General features: G+C 64.9%; 20 protein-coding genes and 1 other RNA gene. 15 read left to right on the top strand and 6 right to left on the bottom strand.

Going from position 1 to position 16,841, the window contains the following annotated elements:
- Nucleotides 1-102 precede the first annotated feature (102 nt).
- Nucleotides 103-1,779 (top strand): DNA polymerase III subunit gamma/tau, encoded by a 1,677-nt coding sequence (locus H5J25_RS11225; protein WP_202090999.1) that lies wholly within the window; start codon nt 103-105, stop codon nt 1,777-1,779.
- On the top strand, nt 1,776-2,099 hold the full coding sequence (locus tag H5J25_RS11220) for a YbaB/EbfC family nucleoid-associated protein (protein ID WP_202090997.1): 324 nt from the start codon (nt 1,776-1,778) through the stop codon (nt 2,097-2,099). The genes H5J25_RS11225 and H5J25_RS11220 overlap by 4 nt, the downstream gene beginning before the upstream one ends.
- Before the next feature lie 17 nt (nt 2,100-2,116).
- Here the strand turns inward: H5J25_RS11220 and H5J25_RS11215 are convergent, their stop codons facing one another.
- The 4 genes from H5J25_RS11215 to H5J25_RS11200 all read right to left on the bottom strand — a co-directional run bounded on the left by H5J25_RS11215 (nt 2,117) and on the right by H5J25_RS11200 (nt 5,918).
- Entirely contained in the window at nt 2,117-2,755 is a 639-nt protein-coding gene (locus H5J25_RS11215) for a CAP domain-containing protein (protein WP_202090995.1), read from the bottom strand.
- A gap of 2 nt (nt 2,756-2,757) precedes the next feature.
- Entirely contained in the window at nt 2,758-3,432 is a 675-nt protein-coding gene (gene mtgA, locus H5J25_RS11210) for a monofunctional biosynthetic peptidoglycan transglycosylase (protein ID WP_225883519.1), read from the bottom strand.
- A gap of 571 nt (nt 3,433-4,003) precedes the next feature.
- On the bottom strand, nt 4,004-4,906 hold the full coding sequence (gene rpoH / locus H5J25_RS11205; protein WP_055783172.1) for an RNA polymerase sigma factor RpoH: 903 nt from the start codon (nt 4,904-4,906) through the stop codon (nt 4,004-4,006).
- A gap of 52 nt (nt 4,907-4,958) precedes the next feature.
- Nucleotides 4,959-5,918, bottom strand: a complete 960-nt coding sequence (locus H5J25_RS11200; protein WP_202096319.1) for an RluA family pseudouridine synthase — start codon at nt 5,916-5,918, stop codon at nt 4,959-4,961.
- Nucleotides 5,919-5,924: 6 nt separating this feature from the next.
- Here H5J25_RS11200 and H5J25_RS11195 point away from each other — a divergent pair, with 6 nt between their 5' ends.
- From H5J25_RS11195 to H5J25_RS11135, 13 genes are all read left to right on the top strand, one after another.
- A complete protein-coding gene (locus H5J25_RS11195; RefSeq protein WP_202090991.1) occupies nt 5,925-6,317 on the top strand; it encodes a M67 family metallopeptidase in 393 nt (130 codons plus the stop codon).
- 345 nt (nt 6,318-6,662) lie between these two features.
- Nucleotides 6,663-7,307, top strand: a complete 645-nt coding sequence (locus tag H5J25_RS11190) for a histidine phosphotransferase family protein (RefSeq protein WP_202090989.1) — start codon at nt 6,663-6,665, stop codon at nt 7,305-7,307.
- 89 nt (nt 7,308-7,396) lie between these two features.
- Complete coding sequence (locus tag H5J25_RS11185) at nt 7,397-9,709, top strand: chemotaxis protein CheA (protein ID WP_202090986.1); 2,313 nt, start codon at nt 7,397-7,399, stop codon at nt 9,707-9,709.
- Nucleotides 9,706-10,137, top strand: a complete 432-nt coding sequence (locus H5J25_RS11180; RefSeq protein ID WP_202090984.1) for a chemotaxis protein CheW — start codon at nt 9,706-9,708, stop codon at nt 10,135-10,137. Before H5J25_RS11185 ends, H5J25_RS11180 begins: the two co-directional genes overlap by 4 nt.
- 70 nt (nt 10,138-10,207) lie before the next feature.
- A complete protein-coding gene (locus tag H5J25_RS11175) occupies nt 10,208-10,573 on the top strand; it encodes a response regulator (protein WP_202090982.1) in 366 nt (121 codons plus the stop codon).
- Between the two features lie 88 nt (nt 10,574-10,661).
- Complete coding sequence (locus H5J25_RS11170; RefSeq protein ID WP_202096318.1) at nt 10,662-11,714, top strand: chemotaxis protein CheB; 1,053 nt, start codon at nt 10,662-10,664, stop codon at nt 11,712-11,714.
- A gap of 53 nt (nt 11,715-11,767) precedes the next feature.
- Nucleotides 11,768-12,562 (top strand): CheR family methyltransferase, encoded by a 795-nt coding sequence (locus tag H5J25_RS11165; RefSeq protein WP_202096317.1) that lies wholly within the window; start codon nt 11,768-11,770, stop codon nt 12,560-12,562.
- Nucleotides 12,563-12,595: 33 nt separating this feature from the next.
- Nucleotides 12,596-13,510 (top strand): DMT family transporter, encoded by a 915-nt coding sequence (locus H5J25_RS11160; RefSeq protein WP_225883071.1) that lies wholly within the window; start codon nt 12,596-12,598, stop codon nt 13,508-13,510.
- Nucleotides 13,507-14,196: an N-acetylmuramoyl-L-alanine amidase gene (locus H5J25_RS11155; protein ID WP_202090981.1), complete on the top strand. Its 690-nt coding sequence runs from the start codon at nt 13,507-13,509 to the stop codon at nt 14,194-14,196. Before H5J25_RS11160 ends, H5J25_RS11155 begins: the two co-directional genes overlap by 4 nt.
- Nucleotides 14,197-14,207: 11 nt before the next feature.
- Nucleotides 14,208-14,576: RNase P RNA component class A (gene rnpB / locus H5J25_RS11150), an RNA gene on the top strand.
- A 62-nt stretch (nt 14,577-14,638) separates the two neighbouring features.
- Entirely contained in the window at nt 14,639-15,184 is a 546-nt protein-coding gene (locus H5J25_RS11145; RefSeq protein ID WP_202090979.1) for a J domain-containing protein, read from the top strand.
- Nucleotides 15,166-15,510: a thioredoxin domain-containing protein gene (locus tag H5J25_RS11140; protein ID WP_225883070.1), complete on the top strand. Its 345-nt coding sequence runs from the start codon at nt 15,166-15,168 to the stop codon at nt 15,508-15,510. Before H5J25_RS11145 ends, H5J25_RS11140 begins: the two co-directional genes overlap by 19 nt.
- Before the next feature lie 79 nt (nt 15,511-15,589).
- Nucleotides 15,590-15,997, top strand: a complete 408-nt coding sequence (locus H5J25_RS11135; protein WP_202090977.1) for a hypothetical protein — start codon at nt 15,590-15,592, stop codon at nt 15,995-15,997.
- 10 nt (nt 15,998-16,007) lie between these two features.
- Here the strand turns inward: H5J25_RS11135 and H5J25_RS11130 are convergent, their stop codons facing one another.
- Nucleotides 16,008-16,415 (bottom strand): SufE family protein, encoded by a 408-nt coding sequence (locus H5J25_RS11130; RefSeq protein ID WP_202090975.1) that lies wholly within the window; start codon nt 16,413-16,415, stop codon nt 16,008-16,010.
- A 179-nt stretch (nt 16,416-16,594) separates the two neighbouring features.
- Complete coding sequence (locus H5J25_RS11125; protein ID WP_202090973.1) at nt 16,595-16,837, bottom strand: hypothetical protein; 243 nt, start codon at nt 16,835-16,837, stop codon at nt 16,595-16,597.
- Between the last annotated feature and the right edge of the window lie 4 nt (nt 16,838-16,841).

The following is a 16,841-nucleotide window of genomic DNA, read 5'->3' as shown; positions in this document are numbered from 1 at the left end:
GCCCGCCGAGCCATTCCAGTTTACGTCGTAACATCTGCAATGTTCGCGAGGCGATCCGCAAGGGCGGCGACAAAGCCGATCGCATCTCCTAGATAGGGGGCGATGTCCGACTCCTTCGATCTTCCCGCTTTCGATCTCGGCGAACCCGTTCAGCCGCAAAAAGCGGAGGCGTATCGCGTTCTTGCGCGCAAATACCGTCCGCAGACCTTTGCCGAACTGATCGGGCAAGATGCGATGGTCACCACGCTCGGCAATGCGATCAAGCGCGGGCGGCTGGCGCATGCGTTCCTGCTGACCGGCGTGCGCGGCGTGGGCAAGACGTCCACCGCGCGATTGATCGCCAAGGCGCTGAACTGCATCGGACCGGACGGCGAGGGCGGGCCGACGATCGATCCGTGCGGGGTGTGCGAACCGTGCCGTGCGATCGCCGAGGGCCGTCATATCGACGTAATCGAGATGGACGCCGCGAGCCATACCGGCGTCGACGACGTGCGCGAGATCATCGACGCGTCGCGCTATGCCGCCGTGTCCGCGCGCTACAAGATCTACATCATCGACGAAGTCCACATGCTGTCGAAGAACGCATTCAATGCGTTGCTGAAGACGCTGGAAGAGCCGCCCGCGCACGTGAAGTTCCTGTTCGCCACGACCGAGGTGAACAAGGTGCCCGTGACCGTACTATCGCGCTGCCAGCGGTTCGATCTGCGGCGCATTTCGGCGGAGCAACTGGCGGCGCATTTCGCGTTCGTATCGCAGGCCGAGCAGGTCGAGGCGGAACCCGAGGCGCTGGCGATGATCGCACGGGCGGCGGAAGGGTCCGCGCGGGACGGTCTGTCGATCCTGGATCAGGCGATCGCGCATGCGGGGATCGAGGGCGGCGGCGTCAAGGCGGCGGCGGTGCGCGACATGCTCGGCCTGTCGGACCGGGGTGCCGTGCGGGATCTGCTCGGACTGCTGCTGGTGGGTGACGGGCTGGGCGCACTGGCGGCGTTGCGGCGGCAATATGATCTGGGCGTCGATCCACAGGCGGTGTTGCGCGCGCTGCTGGAGACGGTGCACAAGGTAACGCTGGTGAAGCTGGGATCGCCACCGGAGGCCGGACAGGCGAACGAGGAGCGCGAGGCGCAGGAGGGGTGGGCGACCGCCATGTCCTTCGCCGCGCTTCACCGGCTGTGGCAGTTGCTGTTGAAGGGCCATGACGAGGTGGCGCGCGCCGCGCTGCCGATCGAGGCGTGCGAAATGGCGTTGCTGCGCGTCGTCCACGCATCGCAAATGCCCGATCCCGGCGAGTTGGCCCGGCAATTGGCGGCAGGCGGTCCCGTATCGATCCCCGCCGCTGCCCCGGCCGCCGCGACGCCATCCGCACCGCCCGCTCCGGCGGAAGCGGCACTGCCCGACACGATCGAGGGGATCATCGGCGTGCTGGAGGCGAATGGCGAATTCGGGCTGGCGGTGAAGCTGGAACGGAGCGCGAGCGTGATCCGCATCGATCCGCCGGAAATGGTGTTGAGTTCGCTGCGTCCGCTTCCCGCGGATATGGTCCGCGACCTGATCGTCGAATTGAAGCGGTGTACGGGACGCGCGTGGAAGGTGACGACGGAGGATGCGCCCGGCGCGCCGACGATCCGCGAACGGCATCTGGAGACTAAAGAGGCGATCCGCGCGGAAATTTTGGCGAGCCCCGTGGTCAAGGCGGCGTTCGATGCGTTTCCCGATGCGGTATTGCCCGAGGAAGAACTGGACCGGCTGGTAGCCGCCAAAAGGAGCGAAAAGGCGTGAAGAGCATCGAAGACATCATGGCGATGGCGCAGAACGTGCAGAACGAACTGACCAAGGCGCAGGCGAACCTCGACACGATTGAGGTCGAGGGTGCGTCGGGTGGCGGTCTGGTGAAGGTGACCGCGTCCGCCAAGGGCCGGATCATCGGCATCGCGATCGACGATTCACTGATCGTCCCGACCGAGAAGCAAATGCTGGAAGATCTGATCGTCGCGGCGTTCAACGACGCGCGGGCCAAGGCGGACACGGCGTCGAACGAGGAAATGGGCAAGCTGACGAGCGGAATGCCGCTGCCACCGGGCTTCAAGCTGCCGTTTTGAGCGCCTGAGCGTTCGACTCATTCCGCCGTGGGTCGTCCGCCGCGCCAGGCGGACAGATCGATCGCACACATCGCGGCGCGACGGGCGTGGGGGCCGCACCAGACGCCCGCGAACCTCAGTTCGGGCGAGAACAGGGTTCGGCGATGGCCGCGGCCGGGCACGCCATCGTCTATGACGAGTTGGCGGACGACGTCTTCAGGTGAGGTGAACCCGTAACTCACTGCTTCCGTGAGATAGATGTCGCCGCTCGCGGCCTTCGATCGGTCGCCCGGTGTCGGTGCCTGTGCGGTGCGATGGCCGATCGCGCCCGTGATCGCCTGATCGTCCGCCAGTAGGCGCGCGGTGCGGGTGAGCGTCGAATCCACGTCCAGCGGGATTCGCGGCGATTGGCGGCGGAGCGCGGTGATCGCCTCGTCGACCGCTGCCGCGCCGTCGATCGACAGGCGGGGGAGCGTCTCGCCCGGCATCGTGTAGAGCCGCTGATCCCGAGGATCAAACAGGCGGCGATAATCTTCCAACGATCGGGCATATCCGACGGGATTGGTGCGCAGGCGATTGATTTCGCCGAGGATTTCGGCTGCCGAGGGATAGCCGGGCGCCGACGCCGGCAACAGGGCGATGATTGGTGCCAGCACGGCGAGACGCAGGGCGCGCATGCTTATCGGAGGCAGGCGTCCAGCCCGCCGTTCCGCACGACACCGACGCGCCGCGTGATGGAATTGCCATGACGGCGCGTGAAGCCGCGGGGAGCCTTTGCCGCGCGTTTTTTAGGAAGCGGCAGGATTGCAGCAAGACGTCCGGCTTCGCTGGGTGACATACGGTCGGCGCCGTGGCCGAAATAGCGGATCGACCCCGCCTCCACGCCGTAGGTGCCGATGCCGGTTTCCGCGACGTTCAGATAGACTTCCATGATGCGGCGCTTGCCCCACAACGTCTCGATCAGGACGGTGAAATACGCCTCCAGCGCTTTGCGGGCATAGCCGCCGCCCTGGATCAGGAAGACGTTCTTCGCCGTCTGCTGACTGATCGTCGATCCGCCGCGGATACGCCCGCCGCGCGCATTGCGGGCCGCGGCGCTGGCGATCGCGGTGAAGTCGAACCCGTGATGCAGGCAGAAGCGTGCATCCTCACCCGCAATCGCGGCGCGGGGCATGTTGGGGTCGATTTCCGACAGCGGCTTCCACTCCTTCGTCACGCCATTTCCGCCGATCAGATCCCCAATCATCGTGAAGGTGATCGGCGGCGGGACGAAGCGGAACAGCAGGACGAGCAGCACCGAGATGAGGGCGAACCACAAGGTGGCTTTCACGATCCAGCCGATGACGCGTCGCACGGGCGAACGGCCGGAGCGGTGGCGCGGCGCCGTTGGGCGAAGCGTGCTGGAGGGGCGGGCGGCGCTCATTGCGCACAGGTGCCGGATTCGGTGGGGTGAGGGAAGGGGGAAGGCGTTTGATTTCGAGCATACGAGGCGACAGGCGACGGGTTTTGCCGCCATTAGCCGTGGCAGTGGCCTATTCCACCGTCGTTTCGAGCGAAGTCGAGAAACAAGCCTTGGATACTGAGGCGAGGGTTTCTCGACTTCGCTCGAAACGAACGGGTTGGGTGGTGTGACCAGTTGGATTCGGCCGATCAGGGATGGCGTGCCAAGTGGGATATGGGGTTCGGCTTGAACGGATCGTGTTCAGACTTGGAAATGACGTTACTTGAGCCGTTCGTGCTGAGCCCGTCGAAGCACCTGTTCAGCACCCACGCCCTTCGACAAGCTCAAGACGAACGTTGGGGGATCGATCTCGCTTCATCACGCGCTCCGCCCTGCCTCAGCGTCCCAAGCCGACCAGGTCGTAAAATGAAAAGGGCCCGCGAGGTAATCCCCGCCGGCCTTCTCGGTTACCGTTTCAGCCTGATCAAACCGCGGCGAGAAGCCGTCGGTCGCCAGCCAGGCGCATCATCGCCTTTTGCAGCTTTTCGAACGCCCGTACCTCGATCTGGCGGACACGCTCGCGGCTGACGCCGTAGACTTGCGACAGTTCCTCGAGCGTCTTGGGATCGTCGGTCAGGCGCCGCTCGGTCAGGATGTGCTGCTCGCGCTCGTTCAAATCGTCCATCGCGCTGGTCAGCATTTCGTGGCGAACGTCGGCTTCCTGCGCCTCCGCGACCACGGTGTCCTGCAACGGTGCGTCGTCCTGCAGCCAATCCTGCCACTGGCCGTCGCCATCCTCGCGCATCGGCACGTTGAGCGAGGTGTCCCCGCCCATCGCCATGCGACGGTTCATGCTAGTCACTTCCGCCTCGGTCACGCCGAGATCGGTGGCGATCTTGGTCAGATGCTCGGGTGACAGATCGCCATCCTCGAACGCGTCGAGCTTGGACTTCATCCGGCGCAGGTTGAAGAACAGCTTCTTCTGCGCGGCGGTCGTGCCCATCTTCACGAGGCTCCACGAGCGCAGGATATATTCCTGGATCGAGGCGCGGATCCACCACATCGCATAGGTCGCGAGCCGGAAGCCGCGATCGGCCTCGAACTTCTTCACGCCCTGCATGAGGCCGATATTACCTTCGGAAATCAGTTCCGACGTGGGCAGGCCGTAGCCGCGATAGCCCATCGCGATCTTCGCCACGAGGCGAAGGTGCGAGGTCACCAGCTGCGCTGCGGCGTCGGTGTCGCCATGTTCCTCGAAGCGCTTCGCGAGCATATATTCCTGCTCGGGCGCGAGGATGGGGAATTTCTTGATTTCCGACAGATAGCGGTTGAGGCTTGCCTCCCCGCCAAGAGCGGGGACCGTGGCTGGCACGTTGCTTTTAGCCATGACTTGATCTCCCTTTGATTTGGATATGCCGCGCTGCGGCGAAACCCGATACCTATACGTTAAGGTGGCTGAACAGTTCCTGCATGTCGGCAGGCATTTCGCTTTCGAACGCCAATGCCTTACTATTGATAGGGTGGATGAACCCCAAATGGGCGGCATGCAACGCCTGGCGGTGGAAATTCAGGGTTTCCAAAAGCAGGCGGTGAGCCTGTTTTGTTCTACCGTAGACCGGGTCGCCCAGCAAGGGGTGGCCGATCGATGTCATGTGCACGCGAACCTGGTGCGTGCGCCCCGTCTCCAGCCGGCATTCGACCAAAGCGGCTTTGTGCAGCGCCTGAACCGTGCGGAAATGCGTCACCGCGCGCTTGCCGCCCTGAACGATCGCGACTTTCTTGCGATCAGTCGCAGACCGGGCAAGCGGGGCATCGACCTTGCCCGCGATCGGCATCGGGATGCCCGCGACGATCGCCTTGTAGCGCCGGTCGATGCTGTGATCGTGGAACTGCCGGGCCAATCCCTCATGCGCGCGGTCGGTTTTCGCCGCGACCATCAGCCCCGACGTGTCCTTGTCGATCCGGTGGACGATCCCGGGCCGCGCGACGCCGCCGATCCCGGACAGGCTGCCGCCGCAATGATGGAGCAACGCGTTGACCAGGGTGCCGTCGAGATTGCCGGCGGCGGGATGGACGACCAACCCGGCCTGCTTCTCGATGACGATCAGGTGCTCGTCCTCATACGCGATCGACAGCGCGATATCCTGCGGTTCGTTATGCGCGGGCGTTGGATCGGGCACGGCAACCTGGAACACGGCCCCTGCCGCCGCCTTGCGCGACGGATCGCGCGACAGGTCCCCGGCGGCATCGCTGACCGCACCGCTGTTGATCAGCACCTTCAGCCGCTCGCGTGAAAGGGTAGGCACCGCTTCCGCCAGAGCACGATCCAGACGCCAGCCGTCGGCCGTGTCGGAAATCGTTGCGGCGATGATGGAAACCCCCGGTTCATGGCTAAGGATGTGGGAATGAGGTTAGAGATTTCAAGCACTCTGCTGGCGCGACTGCTAGCCGACGCGGCGGCGTCTCCACAGGCGGAGATATGCGGTCTGCTGTTCGGATCGGACCGAATGATCGAGGCGGCGGAAACTTGCGCGAACGTCGCTTCGGAACCCGCACGCCGGTTCGAGATCGATCCGGTGGCATTGTTCGCGGCGCATCGGCGGGCGCGGGGCGGGGGAGCGGCGGTGATCGGTTGTTATCATTCGCATCCGTCCGGCGATCCCGTGCCCTCTGTGATCGATGCGGAAAGCGCGATGGGGGATGGGGCGGTGTGGATCATTCTTGGCGGGGGCGAGGCTCTGGCATGGCGGAGTGGGGAGCGGGGGGTGTTCGAGCCGGTTGAGTTGGTGGTGGTTTGAGGTTTTGCTGCCTCCTTCTAAGCTCCCATCCCTGAAAGGGAGGGGTTGGGGGTGGGTCGATGCTCGCTGTACTGTTGGGCTTCAGGCCGCGGCAGCGGTACGCCCGGACGACACCCCCCCGCCCCTCCCTTTCAGGGATGGGAGCTAGAAGATATTAGGAGGGGAGCAAACCAAACCCCTCGCTTGACGGGAAGGTCACCAGGATAAGAAAACCCGCCGGCCACCGCGAATAAGACTCGTCTTGCGGATATCGCGGTGACGTCATGACGCCCTTTGACTTGCACCTTGCGTCCCGCATCGCCAGAAGAGCGCTCACCTCATTTTGCCGAAGCGGACTTTTCCTTCATGACCATCAGCCCGGTCGATTTCGCCAGCCTGCTCTGTTCGCGGTTGTGTCACGATCTGCTTTCCCCCGTGGGCGCGCTCAACAACGGGCTTGAATTGCTGGCGGACGAGCATGACCCCGAGATGCGCCAGCGGTGTCTGGAACTGCTGAACGAAAGCGCCCGCGCGTCGGCCAACAAGCTGAAATTCTTCCGGCTGGCCTTCGGTGCGGCGGGCGGATTTGGTGAGATGGTGGATTCGCGCGAGGCACGCGCCGCGATCGAGGGGCTGTTCGGCGACAACCACCGCGTCAAGCTCGGCTGGCTGATCGAGGACAGCACATTGCCCAAGCCCGCGATCAAGGTGTTGCTGAACCTTGCGCTGATTGCCGGCGACGCGCTGATCCGCGGCGGACAGTTGGATGTCGGTGCCGAAAGCGTCGGCGGAGCGGTGGAGATCGTCGTCCGCGCGGATGGCCCCCGTATCGTGCTGGATCAGGAGATGCGCGGCGCGTTGACCGGCACGAACCCGGAGGCGGTGATCACCCCGCGTGCCGCGGCGGCCTATCTGGTCAACGCGCTGGTCAAGGAAGGCGGCGGGCAGGTGCAGGTGTCCGAGCCGGGTGAACCCGTCCTGCTGTTCGGGGCGTCGTTCCAGGCGGGCTGAATATCGCCGGGACGCAGCGATCGAAAACCTGAACTAACGCGTCCTTAACCAGTGTCGGACAATGGTCCCGGTCAACCACCCGGGGGCCTATGGACGATCTGCTTCAGGAATTTATTGCCGAAACCCGGGAGACGCTCGAAGCGCTTTCCGGCGAGATCGTGGCATGGGAAAGCGATCCTTCCGATCGCCAGCGGCTGGATGCGATCTTCCGCTTCGTCCACACGGTGAAGGGAAGCTGCGGATTTCTGGACCTGCCCCGGCTCGCGCGGTTGAGCCATGCCGCCGAAGACGTGCTGGCGGCCGTGCGCGACGGATCGCGCGCGCCGGACACCAAGCTGGTCAATGCCGTCCTCGCGATCGTCGACCGGATCGGCGAGATCGTCGAGGCGATCGACGCTGGGGTTTCGCTGGCGGATTCGGGTGAGGATCTGCTGATCGCCGCGCTGGACGAAGGATCGGACTCCGTCGCTGTTACCGCCGCGCCGACCAGCCAGCGAACGTCTTCACGCAGTGTGCGGCTGAACGTGGATCTGCTCGACCGGATGATGTCGGGCATGTCGGACATGGTGCTGGCCCGCAACGAACTCGCGCGACGGTTGCGCGACGACGGTGCGGACCCGGCGGTGGAGGCGGCGCTGGAACGCCTGTCGCTGACCGTCGCCGAAATGCGCGACACGGTGACGCGGACCCGCATGCAGAAGATCGACGCGCTGTTTTCCGCGCTGCCCCGGATGGTGCGCGACACTGCCGCCGAACTGGGCAAGGCGGTCACGCTGCATATCGAGGGATCGGACGTCGAACTCGATCGCGAGATGATCGAGATGATGCGCGACCCCTTGGTCCATATGGTCCGCAATTCGATCGACCACGGGATCGAGGCGCCGGCCGGGCGGGCGAAGGCCGGCAAGCGCGAGAACGGCCAATTGACGGTCGCGGCGCGGCAGTCGGGCAACCAGATCATCATCGAGATTTCGGACGACGGTCGCGGCATCGACGTGGACCGGCTGGTCGAGAAGGTCGCCGCGCGCGGGCGTCCGATGCGGGAATTGATCGCGTTGAGCGACAAGGCCAAGCTGGAACTGATCTTCGAACCCGGCCTGTCGACCAAGGACGAGGTCACGTCGATTTCCGGACGCGGCGTCGGGATGGACGTGGTGCGCGCGAACATCGAGCAGATTGGCGGGCGGATCGAGATCGACAATGCGCCGGGGCGGGGGCTGCGTATCGCAATCCATGTACCACTGACGCTGTCGATCATGTCGACCATCGGCGTGGGTGTCGGAGGACAGCGTTTCGCCATTTCACGTCAGGTGATCGAAGAGATCGTCACGCTTCGCGGCGACGCGATCCGCATCGACATGCTGGGCGACACGCCGACCGCGACGGTGCGCGAACGCCGCATGCCGCTGGTCGATCTGGGCGGGATCCTGACGATCGAGCGAACCGATGCGGATGCGCTGCCGATGCTGGTGATCGTCGGCGTTCCGGGCGGCAGCTATGCGCTGGCAGTCGAGACGGTGCTGGATCATGAGGAACTGGTGATCAAGCCGGCCGCTCCGGCGGTGATGGCGGCGGGTGTCTATGCCGGGCAGACCCTGCCCGATAGCGGCCTGCCGATGTTGCTACTGGACTGTGCAGGCATATCCAACGTCGCGGGGCTGGAATTCAAGCGCCAGGTCGGCATCGACGACGTGGTTGCGGAGCCGGTGGCCGAGCAGGTTTCGGCGCTGCTGTTCGACGACCTGGACGGCGTGCGGCGGCTGGTCCCTCTGTCGGTGATCGACCGGGTCGAGCCCGTCACGGCCGATGCGTTCCGGTTTGCGGCGGGGCGGTTGCGACTGACCGTGGAGGGCCGCATCATCCCGCTCGCCGCGATGGCCGAAATCGGCGAGGGTCGCGACGTATCGGTGTTGCGCCTGCGCGATGGCGAGACGGAGGTCGCCTATGCGATCGCCGCCGCGCTGGACATCGTAACGCTGCCCGAAACGATCGTTCCGGCGCGCGAGGCGGGGCCGGTCGCCGGGGTGGCTGCGATGGATGGCGACCAGATTGAGGTGCTCGACGTGCATTGGCTGTTCGCGACGCATGGCGACGACATGCAAAATCGCGTGCCGCCTCTGTGCCTGCTGGACGGAAACGAATCCGCATGGATGACGACGTTCCTGAAGCCCGCGCTCGAAGGGGCGGGTTACCGTGTGGCGACGCGTCTGAAGGCCGGTGAAAAGGCTGCGGTGGTGCTGACGATGGACGACGCCGTGACGCATGCCGCACCGGTCGTCCGTCTGCGCCACGATCGGTCGCAGGCGGCGAATGACGGCAGCGTCTATCGTTACGATCGTCCGGGGCTGCTTGCGGCGCTGCTCCAACGCACCGGTACGGGCCAGGCGGGGGCAATCCGATGAACACGCTATTCCTGATCGCGCACATTGCGGGCCGCGCCGTCGCGATCGATTCGGCGCAGGTCGAATCGGTGGTCGATATCGGCACGGTCATTCCGGTCCCGAGGACCGGCGGACAGGTGCTGGGGCTGGCGGCGTTGCGCAGCCGGGTGGTGACGGTGATCGACACGCGTACGGCGCTGAACCTGCCTGCGGGTGCGGTACCGGCGACGCGTGCGGTCATCACCGCGGTCGAGGGGCATCATTATGCCGTCCTCGTCGATCCGCTGGAGGACGTCGCGCCGTTCGAACTGCTTCCGCTATCGTCCGGCATCGTATTGGACGGGGGCTGGCGAGCAGCCGGATGCGGGATAGTGGAACAGGATGGAGAGCCGCTGCTGGCGATCGACCTGCGCGCATTGCTGCCCGGTCTCACCGCCTTGGCTGCATAATCTGTGGAATTAACGGGACGCTTACGGATTTGCGGCAAACCGTGATCGTTGCGCATAACGGGAAGCATTCATGAAAACGTGCCTGGTCGTCGATGATTCTAAGGTGATCCGCAAAGTCGCGCGACACATATTGGAGACGCTGAACTTTCAGGTTTCCGAAGCCGGCGACGGCAAGGAAGCGCTCGATTCGTGCCTCGCCTCCGCGCCTGACGTCATTCTGCTCGACTGGAACATGCCGGTGATGAGCGGGATGGATTTCCTGCGTGCATTGCGCGTCAGCGCGGTGACGAGCCGCCCGAAGGTCGTCTTCTGCACGACCGAGAACGGAATGGGTCATATCCGCGCCGCGATCGAGGCGGGCGCGGACGAATATGTCATGAAGCCGTTCGATCGCGAGACGTTGGAAAGCAAGCTCCAGATCGTCGGCATGGCCTGAAGGGGCCACCGCCATGACCCTCGCGCCCGTCGAGGCCGCCGCGCCATCCGGGCGACTTGCGGCCACTCATTCCAATCGCCTGCCGACTATGCCCGCCTCGCTTCCGGCAATCCTGATCGTCGATGATTCGGCGGTGGCGCGCGCCGTGATCGGCCGCATGATCGAGGGCAGCCGCCGCTTCGCTCTCGCCGGCACCGTTCCCGACGTGCAGGCCGCACTCGCATTCCTGAAAACCAACCGCGTCGACGCAATCCTGCTCGATATCGAAATGCCGGGCGTCGACGGGCTGACCGCACTGCCCGATTTGATCGTGGCGAGCGACGGCGCGAAGGTGCTGGTCGTATCCTCCTCCTGCGACGATGGCGGTGCCGCGACGATCCAGGCGCTGGCGCTGGGTGCTGCCGACACGCTGGTGAAGCCCGGGGTCGGTGCATTTGCCGGGCGGTTCGCGGATGTCCTGGTCGATAAACTCTCGCGCTTGCTGGTGATCGATCCGGTCGTCCCCGTCGCATCCGCCGCCGTCAGTCCGCCAGCGGCCCGGCCGACGTACCGCACGACGCAGAGCCAGTTCGACATCATCGCGATCGGAGCGTCCACGGGCGGTATCCACGCGCTTAGCCAGTTGCTGCGCGAGGTTCCGGCAGACGTCACGACCCCGATCCTGATCACGCAGCATCTGCCCGAATCGTTCATGCCGTATTTCGCGGCGCAGGTTGCCGTGCTGGCGGGACGCCCCTGCGATGTCGCGACCGACCGGCTGCGGATTCGCGCCGGCCGCGTCATCATTGCGCCCGGCGACGGTCACATGCGTGTCGTGGCATTGGGCGACGGGAACTTTGCCGTCCGTCTGAGCCGCGAACCCGCGCGCAGCGGATGCATGCCATCCGTCGATCCGATGTTCGAAAGCCTTGCCGAGACGCATGGCGCGCGCGCGATGGCCATCGTGCTGAGCGGTATGGGACGCGATGGTAGCGACGGTGCGCGGAAGCTCGTCGATGCGGGTGGCGCCTTGATCGCGCAGGATCGCGAGAGTTCGGTCGTGTGGGGAATGCCTGGCGCGGTCGCACAGTTTGCCGGTGTGATGCTGCCGCCGGGGGAGATCGGTCGGCTGGTTGCCGCCGGACGGAGGCCGTCATGCTGAAGCCTTTACCACGCCGCGTATTCACCCCGCCGACACCGCGCCCGAGCGGGGCGATGCATATCCTGACCGCGGTGCTGGAGCAGCGCACCGGCCAGCAGATCGCAGCGAATCGCGAATGGCGGATCGAAACCGCGCTGAAACCGGTCCTGCGTGAGCGCGGGCTTGACACGCTCGACCAGCTGGCGGGCGAGATCCTGAGCGGTACCGACCCGCTTGTGGCGGATCAGGTGGTCGACGCGCTGCTCAATCAGGAAAGCTCGTTCTTCCGTGACGCTGCGGTGCTGGATACCGTCGCCGCCGCCGTACAGGCGATGCGCGAACAGGCACCGAACCGCAGTATCCGGGTCTGGTCCGCCGGATGTTCGATGGGTCAGGAGCCTTTGTCGCTGGCGATGCTGTTCGACGAACAGGTCGAGGCGAAGGGCGGACGCAAGCCGGAGATCGTCGCTACTGACGTATCGGAAGCGGCACTGGCGCGCGCGCGGCTCGGCCGGTTCTCGCAGTTCGAGATTCAGCGCGGCCTGCCGATCCGGCGGATGATCCGCTGGTTCGATGCCGCCGGCGGCGACTGGGCCGCGAAACCCGAGTTGGTGCGCCAGATCAGTTTCCGCCGTCTCAACCTCGTCGCCGATCCCTTGCCGGCGGGCAAGTTCGACGTCGTCCTGTGCCGTAACGTCCTGCTGTACCTGTCGTCCTCGCTCAGGCGGCAGGTCCTCGACCGTCTCGCCACGGTGTTGCGCCCGGGCGGTTTGCTCGTGCTCGGTGCGGGGGAGACGGTGATCGGACAGACCGAGGCGTTCTGCCCGTCGGCGGAATATCGCGGATTGTACGAGATGATCGGCGGCTGAAGCGTTTACTTTGCGGCGTCGTCGTCGCAAGCGGTGGCAGGTGTCGCACGTTTCCCCCAACGCCCCGGCTTCACGCTGCGCGATTTCGCCGTCGTCATCGTGATGAACATGATGTGGGGGCTGAACATCATCGCCGTGAAAATGGCGGTGACGGAGATTTCCCCGCTGACCGCCGGCTTCCTGCGACAGGCGCTGGTGCTGCTGGTGTGCGGAACGTGGCTGCGCATCGTACCCGGGCGCATGGTTGCGCTGACCGCGCTGGGCATCCTTGTCGGCGGTCTTTTCTACGTTGCGATCAACCTGTCGCTGGCCGTTGCGGACAATGTCGGCGCGCTTGCGATCGCCGGGCAACTGGGCGTACCCTTCTCCATGATCCTAGCAATCATCGTCTTCAAGGAACGCATCCGCCTTCCCCGCATGGCCGGGATCGCTTTGTCGTTTGCCGGCGTCGTCCTGCTGGTGTTCGATCCCGCCGCCGCGCGCGAGGTGCCGGGGCTGGCGCTGACGGCGCTGGCGAGCTTCTTTTGGGCGGTCGGATCGATCATCCAGCGCTACCTGATCGGTGTTCCGGTGCTGACCATCTATGCGTGGATCGGGTTGTGGGGGTCGATCGTGATGGGCCTGCTGGCGTGGCAGGTGGAACCGCAGGCGATGCATGCGATACCAGCACTGCCGCTCGGCGCGCTCGGGTGGGTGGCGTTTTCGGCGATCGGATCGACCGTCATCGGGCAGGGATCGATGTCCTACCTGTTGCAGCGGCATCCGATCAGTCTGGTCACGCCGCTGACCCTGGCGGCGCCGGTCATCTCGGTTTTCGCCGCATCCTATTATTTCGGCACGCCGCTGACCGCGCTTATGCTAACCGGCGGAGGGATCGCGATGCTCGGCGTCGCGATCGTGACGATCCGCACCGCGCGGGTCGGCAGGGAACATGGGGATAGCGCATGAACATCATCGAAACGCCGTCGCCCAATTTCGACGATCGGACGCTGCCGATCACGATGATCGTGCTGCATTATACGGGTATGCAGGATGCGGAGTCCGCGATCCAGCGGCTGACCGATCCGGAAGCCAAGGTGTCGGCGCATTATCTGGTCGCGGAGGACGGCACGATCCTCCGGATGGTCGATGAGGCGAAACGCGCATGGCATGCCGGGCAATCGCACTGGCGCGGCATCACCGATGTCAACAGCGCCAGCATCGGGATCGAGATCGTCAATCCGGGGCACGAACACGGATATCGCCCGTTCCCGGAACAACAGATCGACGCGCTGCTGCCATTGGTCGCGGGTATCAAGGAGCGCTACGATATCGGCCGCGGCGACGTGGTTGGCCATTCGGACATCGCGCCGAAGCGGAAGCAGGACCCAGGCGAGTTGTTCCCCTGGTCCCGGCTGGCGAAGCTGCGGCTTGCGCTGCCCCGGCCGACCAAGAATTTGATGGATCCGGGCTGGACGCAGGGCGGGTTCCTGCTCGCGCTCGAACGCTTCGGCTATGACGTGTCCGACAAGCTTGCGGCGCTCGTCGCGTTCCAGCGGCGATTCCGGCCGGAACTGATCGACGGCGAGATCGATGCGGAATGCCGCTGCATCCTGCTGGCGCTTTTGCTTCCCAAACCGCAGGGCGACGCGTAAGGCACGCGGCGCCAGAGGGTCGGGCGACCGCGGGCGTCTTTCGGGATGCGCGAGGAAAGTCCGGGCTCCACGTAACGACGGTGCCGGGTAACGCCCGGCCGGGGTGACCCGAGGGAAAGTGCCACAGAGAGCAGACGGCGACCGCTTTGGCGACGCCATGGTGAAAGGGTGCGGTAAGAGCGCACCGCGCGCCTGGTAACAGGGGCGGCACGGCAAACCCCACCGGGAGCAAGACCGAATAGGGGCGGCAAATGAGCATCGTTGCTGCTCGTCGCCCGGGTTGGTTGCTTGAGCCTGCATGCGAGTGCAGGCCTAGAGGAATGGTCGCCCAACTTGCGGAAGCAGGTGGACAGAACCCGGCTTACAGACCCTCTGGCGCTTATTTACGGCAAATCCGCGGGGCGCGGTGGCAATTTCGCCCCGCGCCAATTAGATGAGGTCGATGGCGCGTTCCTCTACTCGATCGACTGACTGGGGCTTTCCCCGCTGGCGCGCTTATGGCGAGGCTGGCAGCGAAGCGGTGACCGTGCGGCTCTGCGACCGGCACGGCTGCACCGAAAAGGGCGATTGCCCCGCGCCGAAATCCCCCAACAGCCCCGAACGCTGGTATTTCTGTCAGGAGCATGCCGGCGAGTACAATCGCGGCTGGAACTATTTCGAGGGGCTGACGGCGGAGGAAGCCGCCGAACGCGAGCGCGCGGAGACGCAGACCGCGGAAGGCTATACCGAAAGCCGGCACAACCAGTGGGCCGGGCCGGGCGACGGCAGCCGGTCGCGCGACGAGATGCGCGCGCTGGAGGTGCTCGGGCTCGACCCGGACGTCGATTTCGCGGCGGTCAAGCTGGCGTGGCGCAAGCTCGCCAAGGACAGCCACCCCGATCTTCGGCCCGGCGATGCGGAAGCGGCGAAGCGGTTTCAGGCAGTGCAGGCCGCCTATGACGTCCTGCGCGCTGCCGAAGAGATGCGCGAGTGGAAGCCGGCGGGTTGAAGCTGCCGACGTTGCGGCCCGTGGTACGAAACGTGCGGGCGGAATGGACGGGCACGCTGCTGGTTTGCGGCAAATGTTCGAAGAAGCTGGATGGTGGGTTCGGGCCCAAAGGGCGCGAGCCGCTCGGCAAGGCGCTTCGCCGGCACCTGGGGTTGAAGAAGGGTCGCAAGGCCGCGACCGGCATCGTCGAGGTCAAGTGCCTGGGGATCTGTCCCAAGGGTGCGGTGACGGTCATCGACGGTGCCGATCCGCATAGCTGGAAACTGGTCGCCAAGGGTGCGGACTTGGACGAGGTCGTGGAAACCCTGAACCTTCAGCCGCGTTGATCTCCGGCGTTACGCCTGGGAAATTCAGACGCTATTCAGGGCGGTTAGGCGATATGGAGCCATGTTTGGGAGTTCGGCCATGAAACTCGTTCATCTACTGATCGGCAGTGTTCTTCTCGCAGGCGCCGCTACCGCGGAGGCTCGCACCGGGCTGACCCCGCAACAGCGTCTGGAAAAAGCGGTCGCGGGTCGCGTTGCGGAGCGTCCCGTCAATTGTATCAACCTGCGCGACATCCGTTCGACGGAAATTCTCGACGGGATCGGCATCGTGTACACGACAAATGGCGGCACCGTGTACCTCAACCGGCTGCGCGGTCCGGCCAGTTTTCTCGACGACGATGACATCCTGGTGACGAAGACGTTCAGCAACCAGTTGTGCAACATCGATATCGTGCAGCTGGTCGATCGCAACGGCCGTTTCCCCAAGGGATCGATCTCGCTCGGCGAGTTCGTGCCCTATCCGAAGCCTCCGAAGGCTCGGTCCTGAAACTGGGCGATCATGCTGCGTAGCGCTGCGCGGTTTCGCGGATAAGCGCGATCATGTTGGGAATGCCTTGCGTCCGGTTCGAACTGAGCTGGTTACGCAGGTCGAACGGGCTCAGTTGTCCCTCGATATCGGTGCCCAGTATCGCGTCCGGTGCGCGGTCCTGCACCGTGAGAAGGACCAGCGCGATGATCCCCTTGGTGATCGCCCCATTGCTGTCGGCGAGGAAATGCAGCGTGCTGTCGTCGCGAACCGTCGGATAGACCCAGACCGACGCCGAGCAACCGCGCACCAGGGTCGCATCGGTCTTAAGCGCATCAGGCATCGGTTCCAGCTCGCGCCCCAGATCGATTAGCAGGCGGTAGCGATCGTCGGCGTCGAGGAAGCCGTATTCGTCTTGCAGATCGGTGAGGCTGGGCATTCGGCGGCTATAGCGCGGTTCGCTTCGGTGTGAACCGTGTTTGGGTGAACCGTTCTCGATCGTCATTCCGGACTGGTTCCGGGAGCCACCGTGCTGCGTGGTCTTCGTCAGAAACTTCAAGGGTTTGTATGCCGAGCCGTGGACCCCGGAAACAGTCCGGGGTGACGAAACCACGAGCCCTAAAGGTCCACCCCGGCGGCGATCGCTTCCAGCTTGCGGATGCGTTCCTTGAGGTCCGCGATTTCGATGCGGGCGCTGGCGTTGGGCAGCGCCTGAATTGGGCCGATGTCGCCGCCTGCCTGCAATTCCTGATGCTTCAGTGCGAGCCATCCGCGCCAGCCGGTTAGTCCGGCGAAGGTGACCATGCCGATCGCTCCCAGCGATGCGGCGGCGAGGGTGATATAGAGGTTGGGGTCGTACATAATC

The organism is Sphingomonas aliaeris (assembly GCF_016743815.1).
Classification (GTDB): Bacteria; Pseudomonadota; Alphaproteobacteria; order Sphingomonadales; family Sphingomonadaceae; genus Sphingomonas; species Sphingomonas aliaeris.
Note: the sequence above shows the minus strand (reverse complement) of the source record. Positions and strands in the feature narration are given on the sequence as shown.

Coding starts and splice junctions, on each gene's coding strand:
- H5J25_RS11225 (WP_202090999.1), top strand. CDS start 103: ATGTCCGACTCCTTCGATCTTCCCGCTTTCGATCTCGGCGAACCCGTT.
- H5J25_RS11215 (WP_202090995.1), bottom strand. CDS start 2,755: ATGCGCGCCCTGCGTCTCGCCGTGCTGGCACCAATCATCGCCCTGTTG.
- rpoH (WP_055783172.1), bottom strand. CDS start 4,906: ATGGCTAAAAGCAACGTGCCAGCCACGGTCCCCGCTCTTGGCGGGGAG.
- H5J25_RS11195 (WP_202090991.1), top strand. CDS start 5,925: ATGAGGTTAGAGATTTCAAGCACTCTGCTGGCGCGACTGCTAGCCGAC.
- H5J25_RS11190 (WP_202090989.1), top strand. CDS start 6,663: ATGACCATCAGCCCGGTCGATTTCGCCAGCCTGCTCTGTTCGCGGTTG.
- H5J25_RS11185 (WP_202090986.1), top strand. CDS start 7,397: ATGGACGATCTGCTTCAGGAATTTATTGCCGAAACCCGGGAGACGCTC.
- H5J25_RS11180 (WP_202090984.1), top strand. CDS start 9,706: ATGAACACGCTATTCCTGATCGCGCACATTGCGGGCCGCGCCGTCGCG.
- H5J25_RS11175 (WP_202090982.1), top strand. CDS start 10,208: ATGAAAACGTGCCTGGTCGTCGATGATTCTAAGGTGATCCGCAAAGTC.
- H5J25_RS11170 (WP_202096318.1), top strand. CDS start 10,662: ATGCCCGCCTCGCTTCCGGCAATCCTGATCGTCGATGATTCGGCGGTG.
- H5J25_RS11165 (WP_202096317.1), top strand. CDS start 11,768: ATGCATATCCTGACCGCGGTGCTGGAGCAGCGCACCGGCCAGCAGATC.
- H5J25_RS11155 (WP_202090981.1), top strand. CDS start 13,507: ATGAACATCATCGAAACGCCGTCGCCCAATTTCGACGATCGGACGCTG.
- H5J25_RS11145 (WP_202090979.1), top strand. CDS start 14,639: ATGGCGCGTTCCTCTACTCGATCGACTGACTGGGGCTTTCCCCGCTGG.
- H5J25_RS11135 (WP_202090977.1), top strand. CDS start 15,590: ATGAAACTCGTTCATCTACTGATCGGCAGTGTTCTTCTCGCAGGCGCC.
- H5J25_RS11130 (WP_202090975.1), bottom strand. CDS start 16,415: ATGCCCAGCCTCACCGATCTGCAAGACGAATACGGCTTCCTCGACGCC.
- H5J25_RS11125 (WP_202090973.1), bottom strand. CDS start 16,837: ATGTACGACCCCAACCTCTATATCACCCTCGCCGCCGCATCGCTGGGA.